At 69.6% G+C, this 24,820-nt stretch carries 26 protein-coding genes; 3 read left to right on the forward strand and 23 right to left on the reverse strand.

What is annotated here, in order from left to right:
- Positions 1 to 47 precede the first annotated feature (47 nt).
- Together VEC11_RS12410 and VEC11_RS12415 are read left to right on the forward strand one after the other, a co-directional pair.
- On the forward strand, positions 48 to 920 hold the full coding sequence (locus VEC11_RS12410; RefSeq protein WP_464131723.1) for a YihY/virulence factor BrkB family protein: 873 nt from the start codon (positions 48 to 50) through the stop codon (positions 918 to 920).
- Between the two features lie 33 nt (positions 921 to 953).
- On the forward strand, positions 954 to 1,520 hold the full coding sequence (locus tag VEC11_RS12415) for a hypothetical protein (RefSeq protein ID WP_464131725.1): 567 nt from the start codon (positions 954 to 956) through the stop codon (positions 1,518 to 1,520).
- A gap of 82 nt (positions 1,521 to 1,602) precedes the next feature.
- On the opposite strand, the gene VEC11_RS12420 is transcribed toward VEC11_RS12415, so the two are convergent.
- From VEC11_RS12420 to VEC11_RS12530, 23 genes are all read right to left on the reverse strand, one after another.
- Complete coding sequence (locus tag VEC11_RS12420; protein WP_464131727.1) at positions 1,603 to 2,490, reverse strand: hypothetical protein; 888 nt, start codon at positions 2,488 to 2,490, stop codon at positions 1,603 to 1,605.
- Between the two features lie 155 nt (positions 2,491 to 2,645).
- Positions 2,646 to 2,963, reverse strand: coding sequence for a hypothetical protein (locus VEC11_RS12425; protein WP_464131729.1), 318 nt, complete (start codon positions 2,961 to 2,963; stop codon positions 2,646 to 2,648).
- Between the two features lie 74 nt (positions 2,964 to 3,037).
- A complete protein-coding gene (gene gspN / locus VEC11_RS12430; RefSeq protein ID WP_464131731.1) occupies positions 3,038 to 3,757 on the reverse strand; it encodes a type II secretion system protein N in 720 nt (239 codons plus the stop codon).
- Complete coding sequence (gene gspM, locus VEC11_RS12435) at positions 3,757 to 4,209, reverse strand: type II secretion system protein GspM (protein ID WP_464131733.1); 453 nt, start codon at positions 4,207 to 4,209, stop codon at positions 3,757 to 3,759. The genes gspN and gspM overlap by 1 nt, the downstream gene beginning before the upstream one ends.
- Positions 4,206 to 5,231, reverse strand: a complete 1,026-nt coding sequence (locus tag VEC11_RS12440) for a type II secretion system protein L (protein ID WP_464131735.1) — start codon at positions 5,229 to 5,231, stop codon at positions 4,206 to 4,208. The genes gspM and VEC11_RS12440 overlap by 4 nt, the downstream gene beginning before the upstream one ends.
- Positions 5,209 to 5,625: a type II secretion system major pseudopilin GspG gene (gene gspG / locus VEC11_RS12445; RefSeq protein ID WP_464131737.1), complete on the reverse strand. Its 417-nt coding sequence runs from the start codon at positions 5,623 to 5,625 to the stop codon at positions 5,209 to 5,211. Before gspG ends, VEC11_RS12440 begins: the two co-directional genes overlap by 23 nt.
- Positions 5,625 to 6,851 carry a type II secretion system inner membrane protein GspF gene (gene gspF / locus VEC11_RS12450; RefSeq protein WP_464131741.1) on the reverse strand — a complete coding sequence of 409 codons (1,227 nt, stop codon included), beginning with the start codon at positions 6,849 to 6,851 and terminating at the stop codon, positions 5,625 to 5,627. The genes gspG and gspF overlap by 1 nt, the downstream gene beginning before the upstream one ends.
- On the reverse strand, positions 6,844 to 8,403 hold the full coding sequence (gspE, locus tag VEC11_RS12455; protein ID WP_464131743.1) for a type II secretion system ATPase GspE: 1,560 nt from the start codon (positions 8,401 to 8,403) through the stop codon (positions 6,844 to 6,846). Before gspE ends, gspF begins: the two co-directional genes overlap by 8 nt.
- Positions 8,400 to 10,574, reverse strand: coding sequence for a type II secretion system secretin GspD (gene gspD, locus VEC11_RS12460; protein WP_464131745.1), 2,175 nt, complete (start codon positions 10,572 to 10,574; stop codon positions 8,400 to 8,402). Before gspD ends, gspE begins: the two co-directional genes overlap by 4 nt.
- Positions 10,571 to 11,365: a type II secretion system protein N gene (locus VEC11_RS12465; protein ID WP_464131747.1), complete on the reverse strand. Its 795-nt coding sequence runs from the start codon at positions 11,363 to 11,365 to the stop codon at positions 10,571 to 10,573. The genes gspD and VEC11_RS12465 overlap by 4 nt, the downstream gene beginning before the upstream one ends.
- A 334-nt stretch (positions 11,366 to 11,699) precedes the next feature.
- Positions 11,700 to 12,494 (reverse strand): prepilin peptidase, encoded by a 795-nt coding sequence (locus VEC11_RS12470; protein ID WP_464131751.1) that lies wholly within the window; start codon positions 12,492 to 12,494, stop codon positions 11,700 to 11,702.
- Positions 12,495 to 12,660: 166 nt separating this feature from the next.
- Positions 12,661 to 13,056, reverse strand: coding sequence for a hypothetical protein (locus VEC11_RS12475; RefSeq protein ID WP_464131753.1), 396 nt, complete (start codon positions 13,054 to 13,056; stop codon positions 12,661 to 12,663).
- A 156-nt stretch (positions 13,057 to 13,212) separates the two neighbouring features.
- Positions 13,213 to 14,049: an HpcH/HpaI aldolase/citrate lyase family protein gene (locus tag VEC11_RS12480; protein ID WP_464131755.1), complete on the reverse strand. Its 837-nt coding sequence runs from the start codon at positions 14,047 to 14,049 to the stop codon at positions 13,213 to 13,215.
- The gene (locus tag VEC11_RS12485; protein WP_464131757.1) at positions 14,046 to 14,498 is read right to left on the reverse strand and encodes a MaoC family dehydratase; all 453 of its coding nucleotides are present in this window, start codon (positions 14,496 to 14,498) and stop codon (positions 14,046 to 14,048) included. The genes VEC11_RS12480 and VEC11_RS12485 overlap by 4 nt, the downstream gene beginning before the upstream one ends.
- Positions 14,498 to 16,396, reverse strand: a complete 1,899-nt coding sequence (locus VEC11_RS12490; RefSeq protein WP_464131759.1) for an acetyl/propionyl/methylcrotonyl-CoA carboxylase subunit alpha — start codon at positions 16,394 to 16,396, stop codon at positions 14,498 to 14,500. Before VEC11_RS12490 ends, VEC11_RS12485 begins: the two co-directional genes overlap by 1 nt.
- Positions 16,393 to 17,709, reverse strand: a complete 1,317-nt coding sequence (locus VEC11_RS12495; protein WP_464131761.1) for an amidohydrolase family protein — start codon at positions 17,707 to 17,709, stop codon at positions 16,393 to 16,395. Before VEC11_RS12495 ends, VEC11_RS12490 begins: the two co-directional genes overlap by 4 nt.
- A gap of 10 nt (positions 17,710 to 17,719) precedes the next feature.
- The gene (locus VEC11_RS12500; protein WP_464131763.1) at positions 17,720 to 18,172 is read right to left on the reverse strand and encodes a hypothetical protein; all 453 of its coding nucleotides are present in this window, start codon (positions 18,170 to 18,172) and stop codon (positions 17,720 to 17,722) included.
- A gap of 11 nt (positions 18,173 to 18,183) precedes the next feature.
- Positions 18,184 to 18,567, reverse strand: a complete 384-nt coding sequence (locus tag VEC11_RS12505; protein WP_464131765.1) for a RidA family protein — start codon at positions 18,565 to 18,567, stop codon at positions 18,184 to 18,186.
- Positions 18,564 to 18,953 carry a hypothetical protein gene (locus tag VEC11_RS12510; protein ID WP_464131767.1) on the reverse strand — a complete coding sequence of 130 codons (390 nt, stop codon included), beginning with the start codon at positions 18,951 to 18,953 and terminating at the stop codon, positions 18,564 to 18,566. Before VEC11_RS12510 ends, VEC11_RS12505 begins: the two co-directional genes overlap by 4 nt.
- A gap of 2 nt (positions 18,954 to 18,955) precedes the next feature.
- Complete coding sequence (locus tag VEC11_RS12515; protein WP_464131769.1) at positions 18,956 to 20,551, reverse strand: carboxyl transferase domain-containing protein; 1,596 nt, start codon at positions 20,549 to 20,551, stop codon at positions 18,956 to 18,958.
- Positions 20,552 to 20,662: 111 nt separating this feature from the next.
- On the reverse strand, positions 20,663 to 20,938 hold the full coding sequence (locus VEC11_RS12520; protein WP_464131771.1) for a hypothetical protein: 276 nt from the start codon (positions 20,936 to 20,938) through the stop codon (positions 20,663 to 20,665).
- A gap of 83 nt (positions 20,939 to 21,021) precedes the next feature.
- Positions 21,022 to 21,441 carry a hypothetical protein gene (locus VEC11_RS12525; protein ID WP_464131773.1) on the reverse strand — a complete coding sequence of 140 codons (420 nt, stop codon included), beginning with the start codon at positions 21,439 to 21,441 and terminating at the stop codon, positions 21,022 to 21,024.
- A 30-nt stretch (positions 21,442 to 21,471) separates the two neighbouring features.
- Positions 21,472 to 22,359: an alanine racemase gene (locus tag VEC11_RS12530; RefSeq protein WP_464131775.1), complete on the reverse strand. Its 888-nt coding sequence runs from the start codon at positions 22,357 to 22,359 to the stop codon at positions 21,472 to 21,474.
- A 364-nt stretch (positions 22,360 to 22,723) separates the two neighbouring features.
- Between VEC11_RS12530 and VEC11_RS12535 the strand changes: the two genes are divergently transcribed.
- Positions 22,724 to 24,769 (forward strand): M13 family metallopeptidase, encoded by a 2,046-nt coding sequence (locus tag VEC11_RS12535; protein ID WP_464131777.1) that lies wholly within the window; start codon positions 22,724 to 22,726, stop codon positions 24,767 to 24,769.
- Positions 24,770 to 24,820: the final 51 nt, after the last annotated feature.

The following is a 24,820-nucleotide window of genomic DNA, read 5'->3' on the forward strand; positions in this document are numbered from 1 at the left end:
GCGCGGCGGCGCCGGAACCGGAAAGCGGCCGGCCCGCTTTTCGCGCGATGGGAAACTGGACGCCGGCGGTCGGCTGGAAACGGATCGCGCGCGACACGTGGAAGGATGCCGGCGAGGACAATCTGTCGCTCGTCGCCGCCGGCGTCGCCTTCTACGCCTTCCTCGCCTTCGTCCCGCTGCTGACCGCGCTCGTCCTCTGCTACGGCCTGTTCGCGGATCGGCTGACGGTGGCGCGCGACATCCTCAGCCTCGCCGAGATCCTCCCGGCCAGCGCCTTCGCGATCGTCGCCGACCAGTTGCAGGCGATGACCCAGGGCAGCGACGCCAGGACCGGCCTCGCGCTCGTCGTCTCGCTCGGCGTCGCCGTCTACGGCGCCAGCAAGGCCGCGGACGCGATCATGACCGCGCTCAACATCGTCTACGAAGTGAAGGAATGCCGCGGCTTCGTCGGCCGCCTGCTCGCCGCGCTCGGCATGACCGCTGGCGCCGTCTTCCTGCTCCTGCTCGCCGTCGCCACCGTCTCGGCGCTGAGCTTCCTCGAAAGCCTGCTGCCCGGCCTCGGCGGCGTCACCGCCGTCTTCCTGCGCCTGCTCTTCATCGCCGGCGCCGGCCTGATCGTGATGCTGCTGCTCGCTCTGGTCTACCGCTTCGTCCCCTGCCGGCCGGGCGCGGCATGGCGCTGGATCACGCCGGGCTCGGTGCTCGCCACCCTGGTCTGGCTGGCGGGGACGGCGGGCTTTGGCCTCTACGTCGCCAATTTCGGCAATTACAATGCGACCTACGGCTCGCTCGGCGCCGTGATCGCCTTCCTCACCTGGCTCTATCTCACCGCTTACATCATCCTGCTCGGGGGGGAGCTGAACGCGATCCTGGAGATCGACGGCGCGAAGCGGCCGCGCCGCGCGGCAAAGGCCGCTTGACCCGGGCCGCCGCTTGCCTCAGCCCCTGCCGTCATGGCCAGGAAGAAAGACGAATCCGCTGAAAAGCCGGTGGCGCAGCCCGATCTCCCCCTCGCCGGCGATCCGGCGCCGGACAAGGTGCCCGATCCCGACTGGTATGTCGCCGGCGAGGACGAGGAGGAGGAAGAGCCGCGGCCTCCGGAGGACGGCCCGCTCAGTCTCGGCGACTTCCACCAGATCGCGCAGAAGCAGATCCTGAATGCGGTCTTCGCGGTTCTCGCCGAATCCAAGATGGACTGGCACCTGGTCGAGCCTTTCCTCGCTGCGGCGCGCGACGTGCTGCTCGGCGATATCGAGGAGACCGCGCAGGTCCGCCTGCATACCGTCCAGCAGGGCGAGAATGGCGCTTGGGTGGAGGCCGAGGAGGCCTATCTCGGCATCTCGGTCAGCGACCGGGAGGATGGCGACGAATGGCTGTCCGACACCTGGTGGCTGTCGGAGATCGCCATTGCGGAGAACGACCCGGAGCAGGTGCGCGCGATCGTCCGCGCGCTCGAGCGCAGCATCGCCAGGCTCAACCTCTGGCTGGCCGACAAGGCGCCCGCCCCGCCGGCCGGCTGACGTCATCGCGAGCGCAGCGAAGCAATCCAGCACAGAGACTGGATTGCTTCGCCGCTTCGCGGTCTCGCAATGACGACGCGGGTCAGACCTCGACGGGCTCCTCGTCGGCCAGGTCCTCGTCCACAGCCATGTCGGCCGTGGCCTCGTCCTCGAACGACGCCTGCTGGATCAGCGCCGCATCCTGCGCCTGCGCCTCGGCGGTTTCGAGCGCGGCCTCGTCAGCCGTCTCGATCGGCCCGGCGGCCGCCATCTGCACATTCTGCAGCGCGTTGGTGCTGTCGGCCAGCGCGAGCTGGTTCAGACGCTCGGTTTCCGAGGTGCTGTCGGCAGCGGCCATCTGCGTGTCCGCGAAGCCGCCGGTCGGCTGGTTCCAGGAAGCGAGCTCCTCGCGCACGCCCGGCTCATAGAGCTGGATGCAGCGATCGTCGCCCGGGCCCGGCCGGCAGGCCGGATAGTTTTGCGACGCCGCGCGCGGCGTGACGTCGGTCGCGGCCGTCTCGACGCCCTGATAGGGACCGCCCACGCCATTCTCGACCGGCACCGGCTCCTCGTCGAGCGCGCTGGTCTCGCTGGCGACGGGGTCAGGCTCCACGATCGCCGAGTCAAGCGCGGGCTCGCCTTCCTCCACGGCCTTCTGCGCCGCGATCGCGTCCCATTCCTCGTCGGTCGTCGCGAAATCGTCGGACGAGGCCAGGGCGACATCGGCCTTGTCGGTCAGCTCCGCGTCCTTAAGCGCGGCGTCATCGGCGACATAGGCGACCGGCTCGGCCTTATCCCACCAGTCCGCCGCTGCCGGCTGCAGCTTGAAGGCGCCGTCGCTCGCGCTGAGCGCAGTCGTCCCCGCCTGCGTGCCCATGACGGTATAGGGATCCTTGTCCACCACCACGCCGGTGGGTTCGGTCGACGGCACCATGGCATAGGCCGAGGTTCCGAAAAGCAGCGCCGCCGCCGCGATCGGGAGTTTCTTCATGTCGATCTCCGTTGCAGTCCGGGCGGCCGCAGGACAGCCGCCATCAAGCCCCTCCGCCTGACATGGATCAAACCGGCGACGCGCGAGGGCGATGCTCCGCCCGCCCTGCCGGCCCGTCGCCTCGGCGTACCGGCCCGGGAACGATCATGCGAGGATCAGCGCCGCGGGCGCGGGAGCTGGATGCAGCGGTCGGTTACCCGCGCCGAGCAGGGCGGATAGAGGCTGTCCTCGAGCGGGCCGCCCTGCCCTTTATAATTTCTCATGTCGGCGGCGCTCTCCGCGTCGGCGCGCTCGGTCAGGCCGGGGAGATAGACATTGTCGTCGCGGCCTGGCTCGACGGTCCTGGCGTCGGCCCGCGGGCGGACGGTGAGATCGAGGTCGGGATCGCCGCCGGCCAGGGCGCGATGACGCTGCGCGGCGAGGCCCGGGGCGGTGGCAAGCAGAGCGACGGCCGCGAAGGCAATGAACTTCATGGCTCTCTCCTGTCGACGTTACGCGGCAGGAACGGTCGGAAGGCGGCTTCTTTCCGGCGACTCAACTCGGCTGGTCAGAAGGAGCCGTCGATCCGCCGCACATAGCCGCCGGGGCCGAGCGTGAAGCCGGCCGCGGTGAGCCGCTGGATCGTCGCGGGATCGGTCGCGCGGACGATCAGCTCCGCCCGCCAGCGCCCGCTCGCCTCGACGCTGATATTGACCTGCTCCATCCCCGACTGGCCGGCCAGCGGCAGCAAAACGGCGCCCGCCTGGCAGCGCAGGGTGCCGCCGATCGCCGTCGGCAAAGGCAGTCCGGCCAGCTCGCCCGACAGGCCGGCGCGGACCTGGCCTTCGGCGCTCTCGCACTGGCCGCCCTCGAAATGGACGCTGACGTCGGTGAGGTCGAGCGTCGTGATCGGCAGCGGCCCGAACAGCTCCCCGGTGCGCAGCTGCCCCGTCAGATCCTCCAGCCCGAAAGCGTTGCGGCTGACGCTGATCGCGCCGTCGAACGGCCCGCCCGCATCGGGGTCCCGGTGCAGCGACAGCCGCGCCCGGCCGAGGAATAAGGGCAGCAGGTTGAGCCGCGCGTCGACGTCGCCGAGGATCACCGGCCCGAGCCGCGCCTCGCGCAGCCGGCCGAACCAGAGGCTGCCCTCGGCCTCGCGCGCGGCGAGGCCGCGTCCGCCAAGGTCGAACCAGCCGGCGGCGAGGCGCAGGGGCAGCAGCACGAGCAAAGCGGCGGTCAGCGCCGCGAGGAAGAAGACGGTGCGTCTCACGGGCAGGCGGATGCGCATCAGCCGCCCCTCTTCCGCACGGTGAGCTCGGCGGCGATGGTGCGGTCGCTGTTGGTCCGGGCCAGCAGGCGCTCGATGCGCAGGCCGCTTTGCTCCAGCCGCGCCACCCAGCCGAACAGCACCTGCGGCCGCGCCGCCTCGACGGCGACGCTCGCCCGCTCCGCGCCCTGGCTGGTGATCCGCGCATTGGTGAAACCCGCCTCATTGGCGGTGCGGGCGACGAGCGCGTCCACCGGCCCCGCCGCCGGCGCGCCGGGGGCGTTGCCTGGCAAAGCGCGGGACCGGGCCTCGCCGAGCGCGACCACCGCCGCGGCATGGCGGGCCCTGGCGGCGTCGAGCGAATCCAGCAGCGGCCGCACGACGAGCAGCCAGCCCAGCACGAGCACGGCGAGAAAAGCCGCGATCTGGATCAGCCTCTGCTCGCGCCGGCTCCGTTCCATCCACCAGCTCATGACGCCCTCAGCAGCAATTCGGCGGTCGGCCGCGCGCCCTGCGGCTGCACCGTCCCTTCCTGGACCTGCAGACCGCCAATCTCGATCTGCCGGCGCAGCGCCTGCAGGGTCGCCGGCGTGTCCGTCGTGACGGTCGCCGAGAGCGTGCCGTCGGCGCGATATTCGAGGCGCCCGAGCTCGACATTGGGCACCGCCTGGATCGCGCCGAACAAAACGGCGGCGAGCGGGGTCAGCCCCGGCCTGCTGTCGCCCGACGGCGCCCGTGCGCCGATCCGCGCCGCCTCCTCCTCGATCGCGCTGGCGGCCTGCGCGTAGCGCATGATCTGGACGAGCAGCACGACGAGGCTGAGCATCGCCAGCGAGAGGACGAGCCAGCCGATCCGGCGCGTGGCGGTCACGTCAACAATCCACTGCCGCCGGCGCGCCCAGGGGCCCTGGCGCAGGTTGACCAGGGGCGCAGCCAGCGCCGCCGGTAGCCCAGCCTCATATTCCGCCTCGTCGAGCGCGCGCACCGGCGCCTCGCCGGTCAGCAATTCGGCAATATCGGGCTCGACGCTGAACGAAGCCGCCATCCCGCGATAGTCCGGCACCGCGCCGGCGTCGCGGCGCACCAGCCCCTCCTCGGGCGGCAAGAGCAGCGCATGGGTCGGGACGATCAGGTCGGGATCGCCCGCCACCCAGAGCGCCATGCTGGCATTGGGCGCGAGCGCGACCGCAGTCAGCCCACGCTCCGCTCTACCGATTGCGACATGCATGTCGCCGAGCCCCTCGGCGCTGGCATCGGCGAGCATCAGCCGGGCCGCGGCCGCCGCCTGCGCCTGGGTCAGCCCCTCGGCCAGTTCCAGCCAGTGGATCGCCACCTCGGCGCCCGGCACAGCCAGCGCCGTCGGCGCGCCTGCGGGCAGCTCCGGCACGTCGTCCGGCCCCCCGCGCACGGAGACGCCGCCGCTCTCAATGAGCAGCCAGCCCTCCCCCCCGAAGCTGAGCAGGGTCGCCGGATCAGTTGCTGACGATATCGGCATCTTTTCCGCTGCCGCCCGCGCGGCCGTCCGCGCCGAGGCTGGAGATCGCATAAGGCCGCCCGTTCGGTCCGGGCGCCGCATAGGTGTAGGGCCGGTTCCAGGGGTCCTGCGACACCCGCCGCAAATAAGGCTGCAGCACGGCCAGCCCTTCCTCGGTCGTCGGATAGCGGCGATTGTCCAGATAGTAACGCTGCACCGCCTGGTCGATCATCTCGATATCGGCCTTCGCCCTGGTCTCGGACGCGGTATCCAGCGCCGGCACCACGTTGATGATCACCACCGTGGCGAGCAGCCCGATGATCACGATCACCACCATCAGCTCGACGAGCGTGAAGCCCTCCTCGCGCCGGCGGCGGAGACGGGAACGGAGACGATTGAGCAGGAACTTGCGCATCAGAGATTACCAGCCAGAGTATCGAGTTGCAGGATCGGGAGCAGGATCGACAGCACGATGAGCGCGACCACCGCGCCCATGAAGATGATGATCGCCGGCTCCAGCAGGGAAAGCGCAGTCGCGGTAAAGGCGTCGAACTCGCGCTCGAGATAGTCCGCCGCGCGTTCCAGCATCACGTCGAGCTTGCCCGAGGCCTCACCCGAGGCGGCGAGATAGACGAGCAAGGGCGGGAAGATGCCGGCCTTGCGCAGCGCACCCGAAAGGCTGCCGCCGGTCCGCACCGTCTCGGCAATGTCGGCCGAAGCAGCGCGCAGCACGCGGTTGTGTACGGTTTCAGTGGTCAGCTTCAGCCCCTCCAGCAGGGGCAGCCGGCTCGCCACCATCGTCGAGAGCGTCCGCGCCATCCGCGCCGCGTGAAGGTCGCGGATCAGCCGCCCGACCAGAGGCAGGCGCAGCAGGAAGCGGTCGAACTTCATCCGGAAGCCCTCGTCCTTCATCGCCTGGATCCAGAGGAAGGTCCCGACCGCAAGCCCGAGCAGCAGCGCCCACCACCAGGCGGCGAGGAAATTGGAGAGGCCGATCACCGCCCGGGTCAGGAAGGGCAGTTGCTGGCCCACGTCCTGGAACTGCTCGACCACCTTCGGCACCACGAAGATCATCAGCGCGAAGACGACGAAGGCGGCGAAGAAGGCGAGAATGATCGGATAAGCGAGCGTCGAGAGCACCTTGCCGCGCACCTGCGCCTGCCGCTCCATCAGATTGGCGAGGCGCTCCAGGATCTGCGGCAGGGTTCCCGAGGCCTCGCCGGCCGCGACCATCGCCCGGTAGAGCGGCGGGAAGCTTCCGCCCTCGCGCGCCATCGCATCGGAGAGCCTGAGGCCCTCGACGACGCCGGCATGGACATTGCCGAGCACGCGGCGCACCTCCTCGCGCTCCGCTTGGCGGGAGACGGTGCGCAAGGCCTCCTCGAGCGGGCTCACCGTGACCAGGGTGGCGAGCTGGCGGGTGAAGAGGGTGACCTGCTTCACCCCCATCTTGCGGCGCGAGAACAGGCTGGCGCGGGAGACGAGCCGCGTCCCCGCCACCTCCACCGCCGGCTCCAGCTTCACGACATAGAGTTTGCGTTGCGTCAGCGTCGCGCGCGCTTCCTCGCTCGTATCCGCGCGGACATGGCCGCTTTTCTCGCGCCCGGCCGTGTCCAGCCCGACATAGGCGAAGTCAGGCATCGGCCGCCTCGTGCCGCGACACGCGCACCGCTTCCTCCGGGCTGGTCACCCCCTCGCGGACCAGAGCCCGCGCCGCCTCGGTCAGCGTGTCGCTATGCTTGAAGGCATGGGCCGCGATCGCGCCCTCGTCCGCGCCCTGGTTGATCAGCCGCCTGATCTCGTCGTCGACCCGCGCCGCCTCGAACAGGCCGATCCGGCCCTTGTAGCCGCTGTTGTTGCAGGCCGGGCAACCCCTTGGCTCGTAGACGATCGTCCCCGGCTTGATCCCGAGCAGGCCCTGCAGGCTGCCCGAGGCCTCGACCGGCTGGCGGCATTCCCGGCAGAGCCGCCGCACCAGCCGCTGCGCCAGCACCGCGCGCAAGGTCGAGGCGATCAGGAAGGGCTCGACCTTCATGTCGCGCAGGCGCGTGATCGCCCCGATCGCGTCATTGGTGTGCACGGTCGAGAGCACGAGATGACCCGTGAGCGCCGCCTGCACGGCGATGTCCGCCGTCTCCCGGTCGCGGATCTCGCCGACCATCACCACGTCCGGGTCCTGCCGCAGGATGGCGCGCAGCCCGGTCGCGAAGGTCAGCCCGACCTGCGGGTTGATCTGGGTCTGGCCGACCCCGTCCACGGCATATTCGACGGGGTCCTCGACCGTGAGGATGTTGCGGCTGCCGTCGTTCAGGAGCTTCAGCCCGGCATAGAGCGTCGTCGTCTTTCCCGAGCCCGTCGGGCCGGTCACCAGCACAATGCCGTTGGGCTCGGCGAGCGCGGCGCGGAGCAGGGCGTCGGTCTTGTCGGTCATGCCGAGCATCTCGAGGTCGATGCCCGCATTTTCCTTGTCGAGGATGCGCAGCACGACGCGCTCGCCCGCCCGGCTCGGCAAGGTGGAGACGCGGACGTCGATCAGCTTGCCGCCCAGGGTGAGGCCAATGCGCCCGTCCTGCGGCAGCCGCCGCTCGGCAATGTCGAGCCGGGCCATGACCTTGATGCGGCTGACCACCACCGGCGCCACGTGCGGCGGCATCCGAAGCGTCTCGCGCAGCACCCCGTCCATCCGCATGCGCACGACGAGGCCGGTCTCATAGGGCTCGATATGGATGTCGGAGACGCCCTGCCGCGCGGCGTCGGCGATGATGCCGTTGATCAGCCGGATCGCCGGCGCGTCGTCCGACGTGTCGAGCAGATCCTCCGCGCTCGGCAGCGCCGCCGCGAGATGGCCGAGATCGCCGTCGAAGCCCATCGAGCCGGCCGCGTCCGCCGCCGCCTCCGTGCCCGACGGATAGAGATCGGAGAGCAGCCGGTCGAAGGCCGGCCCGTCTACCCGGTGCACCGTGAACGGCCGCGCCAGATAGCGGCGCAGTTCGATCAATGCGCCGGGATCGGTGCCCTCGCGCATCGCCACGTCGAGCTTGCCGTCCGACTCGCCGGTCGGCAGCAGGCCATGCCGCCGCGCAAAGCCATAGGGCACGCGCGCGAGCAGGGTGCCGTCCTCGACGGTCGGCGCCTCGACGATCTCGGCCACGACGACCGCCGCTTCGCCGGTTTCGCCGCGGGCGATCCTCATTGCGGCTGCGCCCGGAAGGCCGGGGCCTCCTGCGGCGGCAGCTGTTCTGCGGCGGCCGGCGCGGCCGGCGGCGGCGCGACGACCTGGTCACCGGGGCGCGGGCTGTCCGGCGCGACCGGCGGCGTCGTGCCGAGATAGTCGCGCACGACCTCGTCGAGCGTCGGCTCGCGGTTCGGCGTCGCGATGATCTGGTGGCCGCGCACATAATTGTAGCGCCGCGCGGTCATCGCCTGCGCATCCTCGCGGGTCCTGAGGATGGTCGGGCGGATGAACACCATCAAATTGGTCCGCGAGCGCGAGCGCCCGCGCGAGCGGAAGAGGTTGCCGAGGATCGGGATGTCGCCGAGCAAGGGCACGCGGTCGAGCGTGCGCCGGTCATTGTCGTCGAGCAGCCCGCCAATGCCGACGATCTCGCCCTCGTCGACCGTGATCGTATTCTCCAGCTCACGCTTGTTGAGGATCAGGTCCTGGAAGCTCGAGGAAACCGGCCCGGCGATCGAGCTGACCTCGATCCTCAGGTCGAGCTTAATCGTACCGCCGGCATTGATCTGCGGCGTCACCTCCAGGGTCACGCCGACATTCTGGCGCTGCACGGTGCGGAAAGTGTTGTCGAAATTGGGACTCAAAGCCTCGCCCGTGGTGATCGGGATTTCCTGGCCGACCAGGAAATAGGCCTCTTCATTGTCCAGCGTCATGATCGACGGCGTGGAGAGGATGTTCGACTGGTTGTCGGAACGGACCGCGTTCACGATCGCGCCGAAGATCGCGTTGCCGCTCTGGATCGCGCCGCCGAGCAGGCCGCCATTGATCTGGGCGAGCTGCGCGGCGGCCGCGTCGATCAGGTCGGAATTGCCATTGTTCGTCGTGGTCGTGGTCGAGCCGTTGCCGGTGGTGATCGTCGTCGAGGTCCCGCTCAGCTCGCGCGAGGCGATCGCGCCGGCGATCGTGCCGATATTGGGGACGATGCTGGAATAATTGGTGATCGCGAAGGGGATGTTCGAGCCGCGCAGGCCCGAGAGGAAGAGCTGGACGCCGAGCCGTTGCGCCGCGGTGTCGCCGATCTCGACGATGATCGCCTCGACCAGCACCTGCTGGCGGCGGACGTCGAGCTGGCGGATCACCTCGCCCAGGGTGCGCTGCACGTCCGGCGCGGCGGAGATGACGATCGCATTGGCGCCCTCGAAGCGGGTGACCACGGCGTTGCGCTGGCCGATTGTCTGCGTAGCGCCGCTCGGCGCCGCGGCCACGGCCGCCACGGGCGCTGGCGCCGAAGGCTCGCGGGCATTGGCCGCCGACGGGCGGCCCGCCTGCGAGCCCGTCGTGCTCGGCCGCCGACCGCGCGAGGGCTGGCGCGCCGGCGCCTGGGTCGGAGTCTGCCCGAGCAATTGCTGCAGCACCGGCAGCAATTGCTCGGCATCGGCATGCTGGAGGAAGACGACGCGGATCTCGCTGCCATTGGCGGCGCGCCGGTCGAGATCCTCGGCGATCCGGATCAGATTGGCGACGGAGGCGGCGTCGCCCCGGAAGGCGATCGCGTTGGAGCTGTCGACCGGCACCACCGAGACGCCGTCGGGGGCAAGCTCGGTCAGGGCCGCGGCGATCTCGCGGGCGCCGGCATTCTGCAGGCCGACCACCCGGGTCGCGCTCTGGTCGACGTCGATCCGCGCCAGCACCTGGCGGATGCGGGCGATATTGTCGGCGAAATCGGAGACGATGATCGAGCCGCGATTGGCGGTGATCGCGCCGTCGCGGCTGACCAGGGGCCTGAGGCTCTCGACCGCCTGCGCCGCCTCGACATGGCGCACGCGGAAAATCTCGGTGATGAAGGCGGAGGAGCTCCGCCGCGACCCGCCGACCGGCGCGTTGGCCGCGGCGCCGGCGATCGGCTGGATGCGGAAGGCGCCGCCGCGCACGGGCACGGCGACGAAGCCGTTGGCGCGCATCGTCGAGAGGAACAATTCGAAATATTCGCTGGTGGAGACCGGCCGCTGGGTCACCACCGAGACGCGGCCCTGCACCGCCGGATCGATGATGAAGGTCCGCCCCGTCACTCGCGCCGCGTCCTGGATGAAGGCCCGGATGTCGGCGTCCCTCAGGTTCAGCACATGCTGCGCCGAGGCCGCCGAAACGGGCGCGAAGATCAGCAAGAGGGCCAGCAGCAGTCTTTTCAATTGAGCCTCACCTGCAGGGGCACGCCGCGGCCGCCCCGTTCCACCATGACGTTGACCACGCCGCCCGCACCCATGGCCGCGCGCGCCTGATCGAGCGAGGTCACGCGCTGGCCGTTGACCATCACAATCACGTCGCCCGGCTGGAAGCCGGCGGCGCTGAACGCGCGGCCGCCGTCATTGCCCGGCGTCACCATCACCCCGTTGACCCCGCGGCCCGCCATGCGCGGCGTGAAGTTGATCAGCCCCGCGACGCTCGCCGGGCCCTGCGGAGTCGCCACCTGCGGCGGTCCCGGCGGCACCGGCGTCGTGCTGTTCGGATCGCCGCCCGCGACCGCGGCGGGCTGGGACTGGTCGATGAAGATCTGCTCCTGCGCGCCGCCGCGGCTGATCGTGACATTGTCGAAGCCGACCGCGGCCAGGGTCACGCCCGGCAATATCTCCTCGCCGACCATGAAGCTGAGCTGGCGCCCGTCCGGCAGCTGGATGATCGCCGAGCCGCGCCCGGTCGCCCGGTCCTCGCGCACGCCGGTGAGCTTCAGGTTCAGCGAGGTGACGACCACGGGGCCGCCGGCCGAGAGGCGGAAGAAGGGGTCGAACGCAGCGAGCACCGCCCCGTTGGCGCGCGGCGCCTGGCTCTCGGCGCGCCAGTCTCCGACCGGGCCGAGCGGCGTCACCAGCACCCAGATCAGCCGCGCCGTCTGGACCGCGATCAGCACGAGCAGGACGAGCTCGGCCGCAGAATAGACGGTCAGCCGGCGCAGCAGCACGATCAGGCGTGGGCGCGGGGTCAAGGCGAGCCGCGATGCGATGACGAAACCTCCCCCGGGAACACAACCTGCCCCGCCTATGACCGGCACGTGACTCAAATAAGACACGGGCGCGGGCGAATCCGGACGGCTCATCGCATTGAATTGGCGGCGGAAAACGCCTCCCCTTCCCCGAAGAGTCGCTAGCCTTGGGAGGTTCACAGCTTTTCCGGCCGCGCGCAAGGCGATTCGGGCGGGGACAGGTACTCGCACCTGTCCCTATTACTGCTGCCGAAAAAGCAATGGGGACACGTACAGGTACATGTCCCCAAAAAGGCGGGCGGCGCCGCTAGGGATCGACGCCGCCCTTAAGCCTTCCTCATAGCAGGCCCAATATGGCTGAGGGCTGAATGGCGACCAGCAGCCAGGCGGGCCAGAGGGCCAAGGCGAGCAACGTCCCGAGCGGCAGGCGCGTTCCCGCCTCCACCTTCTGCCCGCGCAGCATCATGGTCAAAGCCGCGGCGATGCCGAGCAGGCCGGCGCAGAGCAGGATCACGGGCAGGTTCCAGACGCCCGCCCAGGCGCCCGCCGCCGCGAACAATTTCGGATCGCCGCCACCCATCCCCTCGCGGCCGCGCGAGAGACGGTAGCTCCAGCGGATCGCCTCGAGGCTCGCCCAGCCGATCCCGGCGCCCCAGAGCCGTTCGCCGAGCGGCGGCCCGAACCCCGCCCAGGCGGCCGCGAAGCCGAGCAGGATCAGGGGGAGCGTAAGCAGGTCCGGCAACCACTGCTCCTGCACGTCGAGCGCGGCGGCGAGCAGCAGCCACCAGCCCAGCCCGGCCGTGACGAGGGCCAGCGGCAGCGGGTGGGCCAGCGCCGCAACCACACCGATCAGCGCCGCCGCCAGCTCGATCGCCAGATGCCGCCTGTCGATCGCCGCGCCGCAGCGCCGGCAGCGGCCGCGCCGGAGCAGCCAGGACAGGACCGGAACCAGGTCGAGCGGCCCCAGCACAGCCTCGCAGGCATCGCAGCGCGACCGCCCCGCCAGCGCCCGCTCGCCCTTCGGCCAGCGGATCAGCAAGGTGGCGAGAAAGGAGCCGATGACGAGCCCGAGCAGGCCGCCGAGCAGGGCGGCGAGCCAGAGCGGGATGTCCCAGTTGAGCCCCTCGATCACGCTCCGCGAATTAGGCGGAAGCACCCTCAGAGTCATCCCGGCGAAAGCCGGGACCTATGAACACCGCAGTGAGAGAGGATGCGAAGGCGCCTCCGCCTCACCTGAATAAACCGGGTTCATGGGTCCCGGCTTTCGCGGGATGACCAATAATATCGATCCCCGGAGGTCAGCGCCGCGCGGCGACCACCGGGCCGCCGGCGCCATAGGCGGCGAGCGCCTCGCGGGCGAGCACCGCAGTGGAGATGCTCCGGCCGCCCGTCGTCTCGACGTCGACCGGCGTCATCGCGGCGGCGCGGCGCCAGAGCGCGCGGGCCTGGTCCTGCCGGCCCGTCTCCCAATAGACCTTGCCGAGATTTATCAGCCGCGCCGGATCGTCGGCGCTGCCGCGCTGCGTATCGGTCAGCAGCATTTCGGCCCGCGCCCAGTCCTGCCGCTCGATCGCTGCGACCGCGAGCGCGCCGGGCTGATAGGCGCCGGTCTCGGCAAGCGGCGCCGTGCGGTTCATCGCGCAGGCGGACAGCGAGACGGCGGAAAGCAAAACAAGCGTGACAGACGTCTTCACGGCAAGTCTCCCCTGATGTGACGGGGAGGTTACGCCGACGTGACGAATCCGGCAAGATTCTGTGACTCTTTTTTTACAATTCAGTTGCGATCGGGTTACATCGTCAATGCGGGCCGAAGGCGCGCAATCCAGCCTCGCGATGACGAAGTGGAGCGATCAGACCAGGGAAAGGATGCGCTGCGCCTGCAGCAGGTGCGGCCGGTCGATCATTTTTCCGTCCAGGGACAAGGCGCCCGCGCCCGGATTGGCTTCGAACGCCGCGATCACCGCGCGGGCATGCTCCAGCTCCTTCTCGCTCGGCGTGAAGGCGTTGTTGATCACCGGCACCTGGTCCGGATGGATCGCCAGCATGCCGAGGAAGCCGTCGCGCCGCGCCCGCGACGCATAGTCGGCCAATCCTTCAAGGTCGCGGAAGGCGGGATAGACCGTCTCGATCGGCAGCACGCCCGCCGCCGCCGCGCCGAACAGGCAGAGCGAGCGCGCCAGCTCGTAGGGCGGCGTGAAGCTGCCGTCCGGCGTGCGGCTGGTCGCGGCGCCGACCGCCGCGGGCAGGTCCTCGGCACCCCAGGTCAGGCCGAGCAGCCGCTTGGCCCCGCCATAAGTGCCGAGCTGGAAGATCGCCGCCGGGGTCTCCGTCGCGATGGCGAGGATCTGCGCGGTCGCATTGCCGCGCTCGGTGAGCCGTTTCGCCAGCTCCGCCGCCGAGGCGCCGCCCTCCGCCTTGGGCAGCACGATCCCGTCCGGATGCGAGGACAGGACCGCGTTCAGGTCCTTCTCGTTCTCCGGGCTGTCGAGCGGGTTCACCCTGACGAAAATCCGCGCCTCATTATGCTGGTTCAGGAAATGCGCGACCTCGTGCCGCGCCACCTGCTTGTTCTGCGGCGCCACCGCATCCTCGAGGTCGAGGATCAAGGCATCCGCCCCCGCGCCCAGCGCCTTCTCCATCCGGTCCGGCCGGTCGCCGGGCACAAACAGGAGCGAGCGGAGCTTCATCCCTCGCGCCTCTGCATCAAGGCGGTGCGCTCCATCACGCAGACCAGTTCGTCGCGCTGGTTGAACATGCGGTGCTCGAAGGTGACGATCCCCGCCTCGGGCCGCGAATTGCTGTCCTTCAGCGCCACCACCTCGGTCTCCGCCCGGAGCGTGTCGCCGATGAACACCGGCTTCGGCATGCGGACCTTGTCGTAGCCGAGGTTGGCGACCAGCGTGCCGAGCGTCGTATCGCCGACCGAGAGACCCACGAGCAGCGCGAACGTGAAGGTGCCGTTGACGACGATGCGCCCGAACTCGGTCCCTTCCGCATAGGTCTCGTCGAGATGCAGCGGCTGCGGATTGTGGGTCAGCGTCGAGATCAGCAGATTGTCGGTCTCGGTCACCGTCCGGTGCGGCTGGTGGTTAATCCGGTCCCCCAGCTTCCACTGCTCGTAATAGCGGCCGGGCATCAGGCGCCGTCCCCCTTCTCGATCCGCACCAGCAACGCCCCCTCGCTCACCTGCGCCCCCGCCTCGGCGTTCAGCTCCGCCACCTTACCGTCGAACGGCGCGGTCAGGCTATGCTCCATCTTCATCGCCTCGAGCGTGAGCAGTTTCTGGCCCTTGGTCACGACGTCGCCCGCCGCCACCTCCAGCGCGATGATCTTCCCCGGCATGGGCGAGACGATCGCGCCGTCGCCGGCAGCGGCGCCGGCATTCTCGCCGGAATGTCGAAGCTGAAAGACCAGCGTTTGGCCTTGGTCGCTTACGATAACCGGTCCCCCCGGATGCATACTGGAGGGTAATTCGGGCGAGCTCTCGTCAGAGACCGGCAGGTCGACGGCACGACCGTCCAGGAACAGGGTCACGGTGGATCGGGAGGCCGCGTTCGCCCGAAAGTTGAATAGGCTGTTCCAGGGATCCATGCGGGTGAAGTCGGCCCAGTCGGCATGATCTTCCCGATATCGCCATCCTGCACTGCGCAGCGCCGCCTCGCTCGGCTCTGTATCCGGCAGCAGCCGCTCAATCTCCCGCCCAATGAAGCCGGTATCGACATCCCCCTGCGCAAACGCCTCGTTGTCGAGGCACTTGTACAGGAAGGCCGCATTCGTCTTGACCGGCCAGATGTAGCTGCCGCCCAACATCCCCATCAGCGCAAGCCGCGCCGCATCGCGATCTTGTCCCCGCGTGACGAGCTTCGCGATCATCGGGTCGTAGAAAGGCGAAATTGCATCGCCTTCTTCGACGCCCGTTTCCACCCGGCCCATGGGATGCAGGGAGAAAAACTCCAGCCGCCCGGTGCTTGGCAAAAAGTCGGTGGCGGGATCCTCGGCATATAGCCGCGCCTCCATCGCCCAGCCGTTGATCGACAGCTCCTCCTGCCTGAGCGGCAGCTTCTCCCCGCTCGCCACGCGCAGCTGCCACTCGACCAGGTCCTGCCCGGTAATCTCCTCGGTCACCGGATGCTCGACCTGGAGGCGCGTGTTCATCTCCATGAACCAGATGCGGTCGGCCTTCAGCCCCTCGCTCGCATCGGCGATGAATTCGATCGTCCCCGCGCCGACATAATTGACCGCCTGCGCCGCCCTGACCGCCGCGCCGCACACCGCCTCCCGCGTCGCTTCGTCCATGCCCGGCGCCGGCGCCTCCTCGATCACCTTCTGGTGTCGGCGCTGCAGCGAGCAGTCGCGCTCGAACAGGTGAACGACATTGCCGTGCCGGTCGCCGAACACCTGCACCTCGATATGGCGCGGACGCAGGATGTATTTCTCGATCAGCACCCGGTCGTCGCCGAAGGACGAGGCCGCCTCGCGCTTGCAGGAGAGCAAGGCGTCGGCAAACTCGCCCTCGGCGTCCACGCGCCGCATCCCCTTGCCGCCGCCGCCCGCGACCGCCTTGATCAGCACCGGCCAGCCGATCGCATCCGCCTCGGCCCTGAGCCGCGCCGGGTCCTGGTCCTCGCCCAGATAGCCGGGCGTCACCGGCACCCCGGCCTCGGCCATCAATTTCTTCGCCGCGTCCTTCAGCCCCATCGCGGTGATGCTCGACGGGTCCGGCCCCACCCAGACCAGCCCCGCATCGATCACCGCCTGCGCGAAGCCGGCATTCTCGCTGAGGAAGCCGTAGCCCGGATGGATCGCCTCCGCGCCGGTCTCCTTCGCCGCGGCGATGATCTTCTCGCCGACCAGGTAGGATTCCCGCGCCGGGCTCGGCCCGATAGGCACGGCCTCGTCGGCCTCGCGCACGTGCAGCGCCTTCGCATCCGCGTCCGAATAGACCGCGACCGTCCGGATCCCGAGCTTCCGCGCCGTGCGGATGATCCGGCAGGCGATCTCGCCCCGATTGGCGATGAGGAGGGATCTTATCATTGGGCGGTCGCCGCTCCTCCGCCGCACAGCCCGCGCAGCATACCCGTCTGGTCGCTGATCACATGCCCGCCGCGCATCCCGCCAAGCGCGTCGTCGAGCCAGAACCAGTTATTCCGCGGGTCGGCGAACATGATCCGGAAGCTCGCTTCGCTGCCGGGCTCGAACGTGCCGATCCGCCGGTCGGGGAAGAGCAGCTTCAGGCCGTTGCGGGTCGCGATGTTGAGCAATTGCGTGCCGTCGAACAGGCCGGTCGCGCGCAGCAGGTTGAGCTCGTCCACCGCGGTCGCGCCCGGCCGGTCGGCGCCCGCGGTCAGGTTCACGCCTGCGTCGCGCAACAGCCGCAGATTGTGGGCGTGGATCCGCTGCGCGCGCAGCAGCCGCTCGCCGCTCGTATGATTGAACGCCACGGCGGTGGTCGTGGAGATGCTGACCCCGTTGCGCGCGGTCAGCGCCGCATCCGCCGCATTCAGCTGGTAGACCGCGTCGTCCGGCAGCTGGGGAAAGGCCCCGGGCAGGTGGACGATCGCCACGACCCCGCGCGTGCCGGCGGCGAGCCGGAAGTCGCTCGCCGTCTCGACATGGACGATCGGCCGCAGCCCGCGAAGCTGCGCATGGACGACCGCGGTCCGGAACAGGGCGGCGCTCAGCCCCTTGCTGTCCGGGCCGTCATGATGGAGCAGATAGAGCTTCACAACGCTCGATCCCTGTGCCTGCACGCGCTCGACCGCCGCCATCGTCTCGGCCTCGGTCGAGACCTCGTGAAAGGCGCGGCCCGGCAGCGGTCCCATGTCGAAGCCGCGCGCCTGCCCCATGCGCGCCAGCATCTCGTAGAGCGGCCGCGGATGCCCGCCCGGCCCGGTGAGGCCGCCCCCGGCATAGAGCGCCTCGACCTGGTCCGGCCCGAAGGGCGCGCCCGGTGTGGCGCGGCGGATATTGTTGGGGTTCAGCGCATAATAGATGCCGGCCTGGAGGTTCGCCCGGTGCATCGGATCGTTCGGCCCCGCCGGCTCGTCCAGTCCGTGCGTATGCGTGTCGACCAGCGGCGGAATCAGGAACATCCACTGGGCCGGCATCGGGATCGCGCCCGCCGGCGCCGCCGCGACGAAAATGGCCCCGTCGATATGCAGCGTGCGCGGCTCGAACCGTTCGCCGGTCCAGACCTGCGCCCCCTGCAGCGTAAAGCGGCAGCGCGGCGCCTCCTGCGCCGGCGCGGCGGCCTGCGCCGGCGCGGAAGGGGACGGTTGCGCGACGCCGGTTGGCGCGGCAGCGAGGACGGCGGCGATCGCGGCGCCGGTGAGCAGAGATTTCAGCATGAGGCCCCCCTCAACATGCGCAACCGAAGCGGCCGGCGAGCGTCCGCCTGGTCCGTCCCTGCTGCACGGTCAGCGAAGCCGGCCAGTCGGCGCTGTCGCTTTGCGGGTGGGAGGAAACGCGCCCGGTGCGTCTGAAGCTCATCCGCAGGCCGCCGCAGGCGGCCACTCCCCTGTCGTTCGACAGCGCCGAGAATTGCTCGGCGGAAATCGCGCAGACCTGCCGCCCGGCGCGGGTGCGGATGGTCACCTCGTCGCCGATCATCTGGAACAGGGTGGTATGGCGCCCGGCGCGGAACGTGCATTCGCAGCCCGACTGGCGCGTGGCACCGAGGTCGCGTTCGCTGAGCGGGAACAGCGGCGCCGTCGCCGGGGCGCGGCGCGGCTGGGCGGTGATCGCCGACGCGCCGACCGCGAAAGTGACGAGGGCCGCCAGGGCCCCGGCCGAAAAATGAGTCATTCGCATCCTCGCCTCCCTTAACGCGCCGCGACCACCTCGATCTCCAGCAACCAGGCCGGATCGTAGATGCCCGCGATGATGATGGTCAGCGCCGGGGTCAAGCCCGCCAGCACCTCCTGCCGGATCGCGCTGTTCTCCTGCGCATGGGCACGGTCGGCGAGGAAGGTGGTCACCTTGACGATATCGGCCAGCCCAAGCCCGGCCGCGCGCAGCTGCGCCTCGATGTTGCGCCAGACCAGACGGCACTGGTCGCCGAACCCCTCCGGCACGGCCCCGTCCGCGCCGACCGGGATCTGCCCGGAGACGAAGACCAGCTCGTCGAAATCCGCCAGTCGCACCCCCTGCGCATAGCCGCCCGACGGCTGCGGCGCATCGGGCGCGTTGACGGCACCAAGCCTCATCCGAGAGCCAGCCATTTGAAAAATGCATAGACCGCGATGCCAAGGAGCCCGAGCACTGGCGGTCCCCAGCGGACGAGGAAGCGCATCATCCCGCTGTTGCGCGAGCGCGCCTGGATTTCCCGCAGCAGCGCCTCGCGTGCCTCGGCGACCGCGCCGGGGCTGAATTCGCCCGCTCTGGCAATCCGGTCCAGATCCCCCGAAACCGAAAAGCCGAGCGCGCCATGGTCCGGGCTCTCCCGATACAGCGCATAGACGAGATTGCGCACCGCGGTCTGGAACGCGACGCGCACCTTGCCCTGCCGCTTCAGGTCCTCGGCGTCGAGATACCCGCTGAACGCCTGCAGGTCCTCGGCGCGCTCGAGCACCGGCCCATAGTCGCGCGCCATCGTCACATCCGGAACACGCCGAACCTCGCCCGCTCGGGGATCGGCGCGTTGAGCGTCGCGGCGAAGGCCAGCCCGAGCACGTCCCTGGTCTGCACCGGATCGATAATCCCGTCGTCCCAGAGCCGGGCGGTGGCGTGATAGGGATTGCCCTCGTCCTCGTAGCGCTGGCGGATCGGGGCCTTGAACGCCTCCGCTTCCTCGGCCGTCCAGGTCTCGGCATCCTTGTGCACGGTCGCCAGCACGCTCGCCGCCTGCTCGCCGCCCATCACCGAGATGCGCGAATTGGGCCAGGTGAACAGGAAGCGGGGCGAATAGGCCCGCCCGCACATGCCGTAATTGCCCGCGCCGAAGCTGCCGCCGATCAGGACGGTGATCTTCGGAACGCTCGCCGTCGCCACCGCGGTCACCAGTTTGGCGCCGTTCTTGGCGATCCCCTCGGCCTCATATTTGCCGCCGACCATGAAGCCCGAAATGTTCTGCAGGAACAAGAGGGGCGTCCGCCGCTGGCAGGCCAGTTCGATGAAATGCGCGCCCTTCAGCGCGCTCTCGCTGAACAGGATGCCGTTATTGGCGAGGATCGCCACCGGTATCCCCCAGATCCGCGCGAAGCCGCAGACCAGGGTCGAGCCGAACAATGGCTTGAACTCATGGAACTCGCTGCCGTCGACGATCCGGGCGATCACCTCGTGCACGTCATAGGGCGTGCGCACGTCGTCCGGGATCACCCCGTACAGCCCCTCCGGATCGAGCCGCGGGGGCACCGGCTCGGCGAGGTCGATGTCGACGGCCTTCACCGTGTTGAGCCGCGCCACGATGTCCCGCACGATGGTCAGCGCATGCTCGTCATTCTCGGCGAGATGGTCGACCACGCCCGACCTGCGCGCATGCAGGTCGCCGCCGCCCAGTTCCTCGGCCGAAATCACCTCGCCCGTCGCCGCCTTCACCAGGGGCGGACCGCCCAGGAAAATCGTCCCCTGGTTGCGCACGATCACCGTCTCGTCGCTCATCGCCGGCACATAGGCGCCGCCCGCCGTGCAGCTCCCCATCACGCAGGCGATCTGCGCCAGCCCCTCGGCCGACATCTGCGCCTGGTTGTAGAAGATCCGCCCGAAATGCTCGCGGTCGGGAAAGACCTCGGCTTGGTGCGGCAGGTTCGCGCCGCCCGAATCGACCAGATAGACGGACGGCAGCCGGTTCTGCAGCGCGATCTCCTGCGCGCGCAGATGCTTCTTCACCGTCATCGGATAATAGGTGCCGCCCTTCACCGTCGCGTCGTTGCAGACGATCATCGTCTCGCGCCCGGAGACGCGGCCGATCCCGGCAATCATCCCTGCCCCCGGCACCTCCTGCTTGTACATGTCGCAGGCCGCCAGCTGGCCGATCTCGAGGAAAGGCGAGCCGGGATCGAGCAGCCGCTCCACGCGCTCGCGCGGCAGCAATTTCCCCCGCGACACATGCCGCTCGCGCGACGCCGCATTGCCCCCCAGCGCCGCCTCCGCGACCTTCGTCCGCAGTTCCTCGGCCAGCCCCCGATTGTGCGCCGCATAGCGCCGGACCGCGTCGGCATTCTCGTCGATCTTCGTCGTCAGCAGCGTCATTCAATCACCCCAAACCGTCACCCCGGCGAAGGCTGGGGTCCACGCCGAGTCCGAGACCATCGCCAGCGCCGCCGGGATGCCAGCCTTCGCTGGCATGACGGTGGGTGAAAGTCACGCCGCAGCCTCCCCATGCACCGGCTTCTTCCGGATCAGATAGCGGTACACGCCGATCAGGTTGATCACGAGCAGGATCACGTTCTGCGTGCCGATCCCCTTGCCCTCGTCGTTGAGGAAGCCCCAGCCGATCAGGGCGATCGACGAGGTCACGAAGATCACGAACGCCCAGCCCGTCGGCTTCCGCCCGAGGTCGAGGCTCACAATCAGGGCGGCCACCGCGCCCGCCGCGGCGCCATAATATTGCAGGCTGTTGAGCAGTAACTCGCTCATCCGGGCTCCCCTTTGCGTTGCCGGACCGCCTAGCCCCGGGGAGAGGCGCGGGCAACTCCCGGCCGTGCGGGCGCGGGGTCTTTTCAGGGTCGGCCTTCCGGCCGCGGACCGTCGGGGGCCGGCCCGCAGCGGCCCCGGAAGATGAACACGTCGTTGCCGATCGACGAGACCTCCGTCACTGCCAGCTCGGGCGACAGGTTCATGAAGTTCCCGTCAGCCGAACCCTGCGCCGTCAGCTGCTCGCCGCGTCGCCGGAAGCGGGCGGCAAAATAGTCGCAATGGGCGAGGTCGTCCCAGCAACGCGCGAACCGGTTGCGGCCCGGATCCACCAGGATGATGACGTTCGTCGGGCCGGGCACGCAGGCCGAGCCGGCGTCGCAGCGCAGCGCCTCTGTGACGGGACAATGCCAGACGGCGGCTTCGAGCGCAGGAGAGGTTGCGGTTGCTAATGCGCCGGCCAGCATGACGGGCCATTGCAGGAGGTTCATCAGTCCGGGGCTCATTGGCTCGCCCTCACGCGTTGACGCACCCTTCTAGGCCGACCGCCCCCGCGCCGTCACCGGCCAGATGTCCACGACCATGTCCCCGTCCACCACATGATAGACGTCGTGCAGGTTCACCGTCGGGTCGCAATGGCCCGGCTGGAGCGTGACGCGCTCGCCAAGCCCCGGCAGCGGGCCGTCCGGGAAGATTGCGCCATGCTCGTCGCCCATGAACGCGTAGCGGCCGCCGCCAATCATGACGGGCGGCCCCGCATCGGTCGAGAGCGCCTTCAGCCCGGCGTCGACCGTCACCATCCCCGCCGCATTGGCGCTGATCACCGTCGCGTCGACGAACAGGGCCGGCTCGAACACCGGCGCGTCGCGCACGGCCAGCTCGCACTCCCCATAGTCGCGGTCCAGGACGATGTACGAGCCGACCTGCAGCTCGGTCAGCACGCCGAGCTCGGCGTCGATCAGGAAGCTGCCGGTCCCGCCGCCGGTCACGATCGGGATGGCGTGGCCCGCCGTGCGCAGCGCGTCGAGCACGGTCCTGAGATAATCCGTCCGGTCAGCGATCGCCGCGCGGCGGTCGGCAAAACTCTGGATGTGCTGCTGCGAGCCGCAATAATATTGCACGCCGGCGAGCGTCAGATTGCCCGACCCGGCAATCTCCGCCGCCAGCGCGATCGCGGCCTCCGGCGAGGCGACGCCCGTCCGGTGGATGCCCGGGTCCACATCGACGAAGACCGCCAGCGTCATGCCCGCATTCGCCGCATCGAGCGCCCGCACATTGGCCGGATGATCGGCCACCACCGACAGCCCCTCGCAGCGTCCGTTCAGGCTGATCAGCCGCGCAATCGCCCCGGCCGCCACCACCGGCGAGGTCAGGTGCAGGTTCGCCAGTCCCTCCGCGGCCAGCGCCTCGGCTTCGCCCAGCACAGCCCAACCGCCCCGGCAGCGATCTGCAGCCGCCCAATCTCCGCACTCTTGTGCGTCTTGGCGTGCGGCCGCAGCGCGATCCCCCGCGCCGCCGCAAAGGCGGCCATCTTTGCAATGTTCCGCGCCAGCGCCGGCCGGTCCAGCACGAGCGCGGGCGTCGGAGTTCGGCGCGGGGGAAAGGCGGCACGGGCATCGCCGCCGAGCATAGCGGCGCAGGCCGCGCCTTGGCATCCCTTGATCGATCTTGCGTTTTCGACGGACGACACGCGCGCACGGCCAACACTGTGTGATTGGACTGGGACAGTCCCGTGAATCGCCCTAAGAGCCGCTCCTTGTGATCCACTGATTCAAGGACTGCACATTCATGCGTCGTTTCGCGCTCGCCGCCGCTTTCTCCCTGATCGCCGCAGCCGCCATCGCCCAGCCCGCCCCGCGCGGCACCGTCGGCGTCGATGTCGCCGGCATAGACAAGTCCGTCCGCCCCGGCGACGGCTTCGACGCCTATGCCAATGGCGGCTGGCGCAAGGCGACCGAGATTCCGGCCGACCGCGCCTCGATCGGCTCCTTCCTCACCGCCGCGCAGCTGGTCGAGCGGCGCAACATCGACATCATCACCAATGCGGGCCGCGCCAACCCGGCCGCCGGCACCGATGCCCGCCGCATCGCGGACTATTATGCCGCATATCTGAACCAGCCCGCGATCGACGCGCGCGGCATTGCCCCCCTCCAGCCTCACCTCGCCCGGATCGCCGCCATCTCGGACCGGCGCGCGCTCTCTGCCGCGCTCGGCGCGACCATGCGCGCCGACGTCGATCCGCTGAACGCGACCAGCTTCGGTACCGAGAATCTGTTCGGCGTGTTCGTCGCGCAGGGCTTGCAGGATCCGAACCGCAACTACGCCTATCTGCTGCAGGGCGGCCTCGGCCTGCCCGACCGCGATTATTATCTCTCCGACGCGCCTAACATGGTCCGCATCCGCGAGGGCTACCGCACCTATATCCGCGACATGCTCGTCTTGATGGGCGCGGCCGACGCCGAGGCGAAGGCGCAGCGCATCTTCGACCTCGAGACGAAGATCGCCCGCGCCCATGTCGACGCGGTCGCCGCGCAGGATCCGCACCGCGTCGAGACCTGGCCCCGCGCCGAATTCGCCACGCGCGCCCCGGGCATCGACTGGGACGCCTTCTTCCAGGCCGCGCGTCTCGGCGGCGAGGAGCGGATCATCGCCTGGCACGCGGCGCCGGTGCGCGGCATGTCAGCGCTCGTCGCCAGCGAGCCGCTCGAGACCTGGAAGGACTGGCTCGCCTTTCACACCGCCAGCCGGATGACCGCGGTGCTGCCCCGGGCTTGGGACGACCTGCGTTTCTCCTTCTACGGCCGGGTCCTCTCCGGCGCACAGCAGCAGCGCCCGCGCGACCGCCGCGCCATCCAGGCGACCAGCGGCGCGCTGATCGACGCGGTCGGCCGCATCTATGTCGAGCGCCATTTCCCCGCCTCCGCCAAGGCCGACGTGGATACGATGGTCCGCAACATCGTCCAGGCCTTCGACCGCCGCCTGCAGCGGCTCAGCTGGATGGCGCCCGCCACCCTCGCCGAGGCCCGCCGCAAGGTCGAGACCGTCCGCGTCGGCATCGGCTATCCCGAACATTGGCGCGATTATTCCTCGCTGGAGATCCGCCGCGACGACGCCTTCGGCAATCTCTGGCGGGCGCAGGAAGCCGAATATCGCCACCAGCTCGCCAAGCTCGGCCAGCCCGTCGACCGCAACGAATGGTGGCTCGGCGCGCATACGGTGAACGCCGTCTTCCTGCCGCTGCAGAATGCGATGAACTTCCCGGCCGGCATCCTCGAGCCGCCCTTCTACGACCGCAACGCCGACCCCGCCTACAATTACGGCGCGATCGGCTCGGTGATCGGCCACGAGATCAGCCACAGCTTCGACAATCTCGGCGCCGAGTTCGACTCGGAAGGACGCCTCAGGAACTGGTGGACGAGCGAGGACGCCGCCCATTTCCGCGAAGCGAGCCAGGCTCTGGTCCGCCAGTACAGCCTCTACCGCGCCTTCCCCGACCTGATGGTCAATGGCGAGCTGACCCTCGGCGAGAATATCGCCGACGTGGCCGGCCTCGCCGCCGCCTATGATGCATACCGCGCGTCGCTGAACGGGCGGGAGGCGCCGGTGATCAACGGCCTCACCGGCGACCAGCGCTTCTTCCTCGGCTATGCGCAGAGCCGCCGGGAATCGACCCGCGAGGCCGCGATCCGCGCCCAGATCGCCTCGGGCTCGCACGCTTTGGGCCGCTGGCGCGCGGAGACGGTGCGGAACATCGACGCCTGGTACCGGGCGTTCAACGTGCAGCCAGGGCAGGCGCTCTATCTGCCGCCGAACCAGCGCGTCACGATTTTCTAGGAGGAGTCGTCATTGCGAGCGGAGCGAAGCAATCCAGTGCGGCGCCCAAGG

Source organism: Allosphingosinicella sp. (assembly GCF_035626655.1).
Taxonomy (GTDB): Bacteria; Pseudomonadota; Alphaproteobacteria; order Sphingomonadales; family Sphingomonadaceae; genus Allosphingosinicella.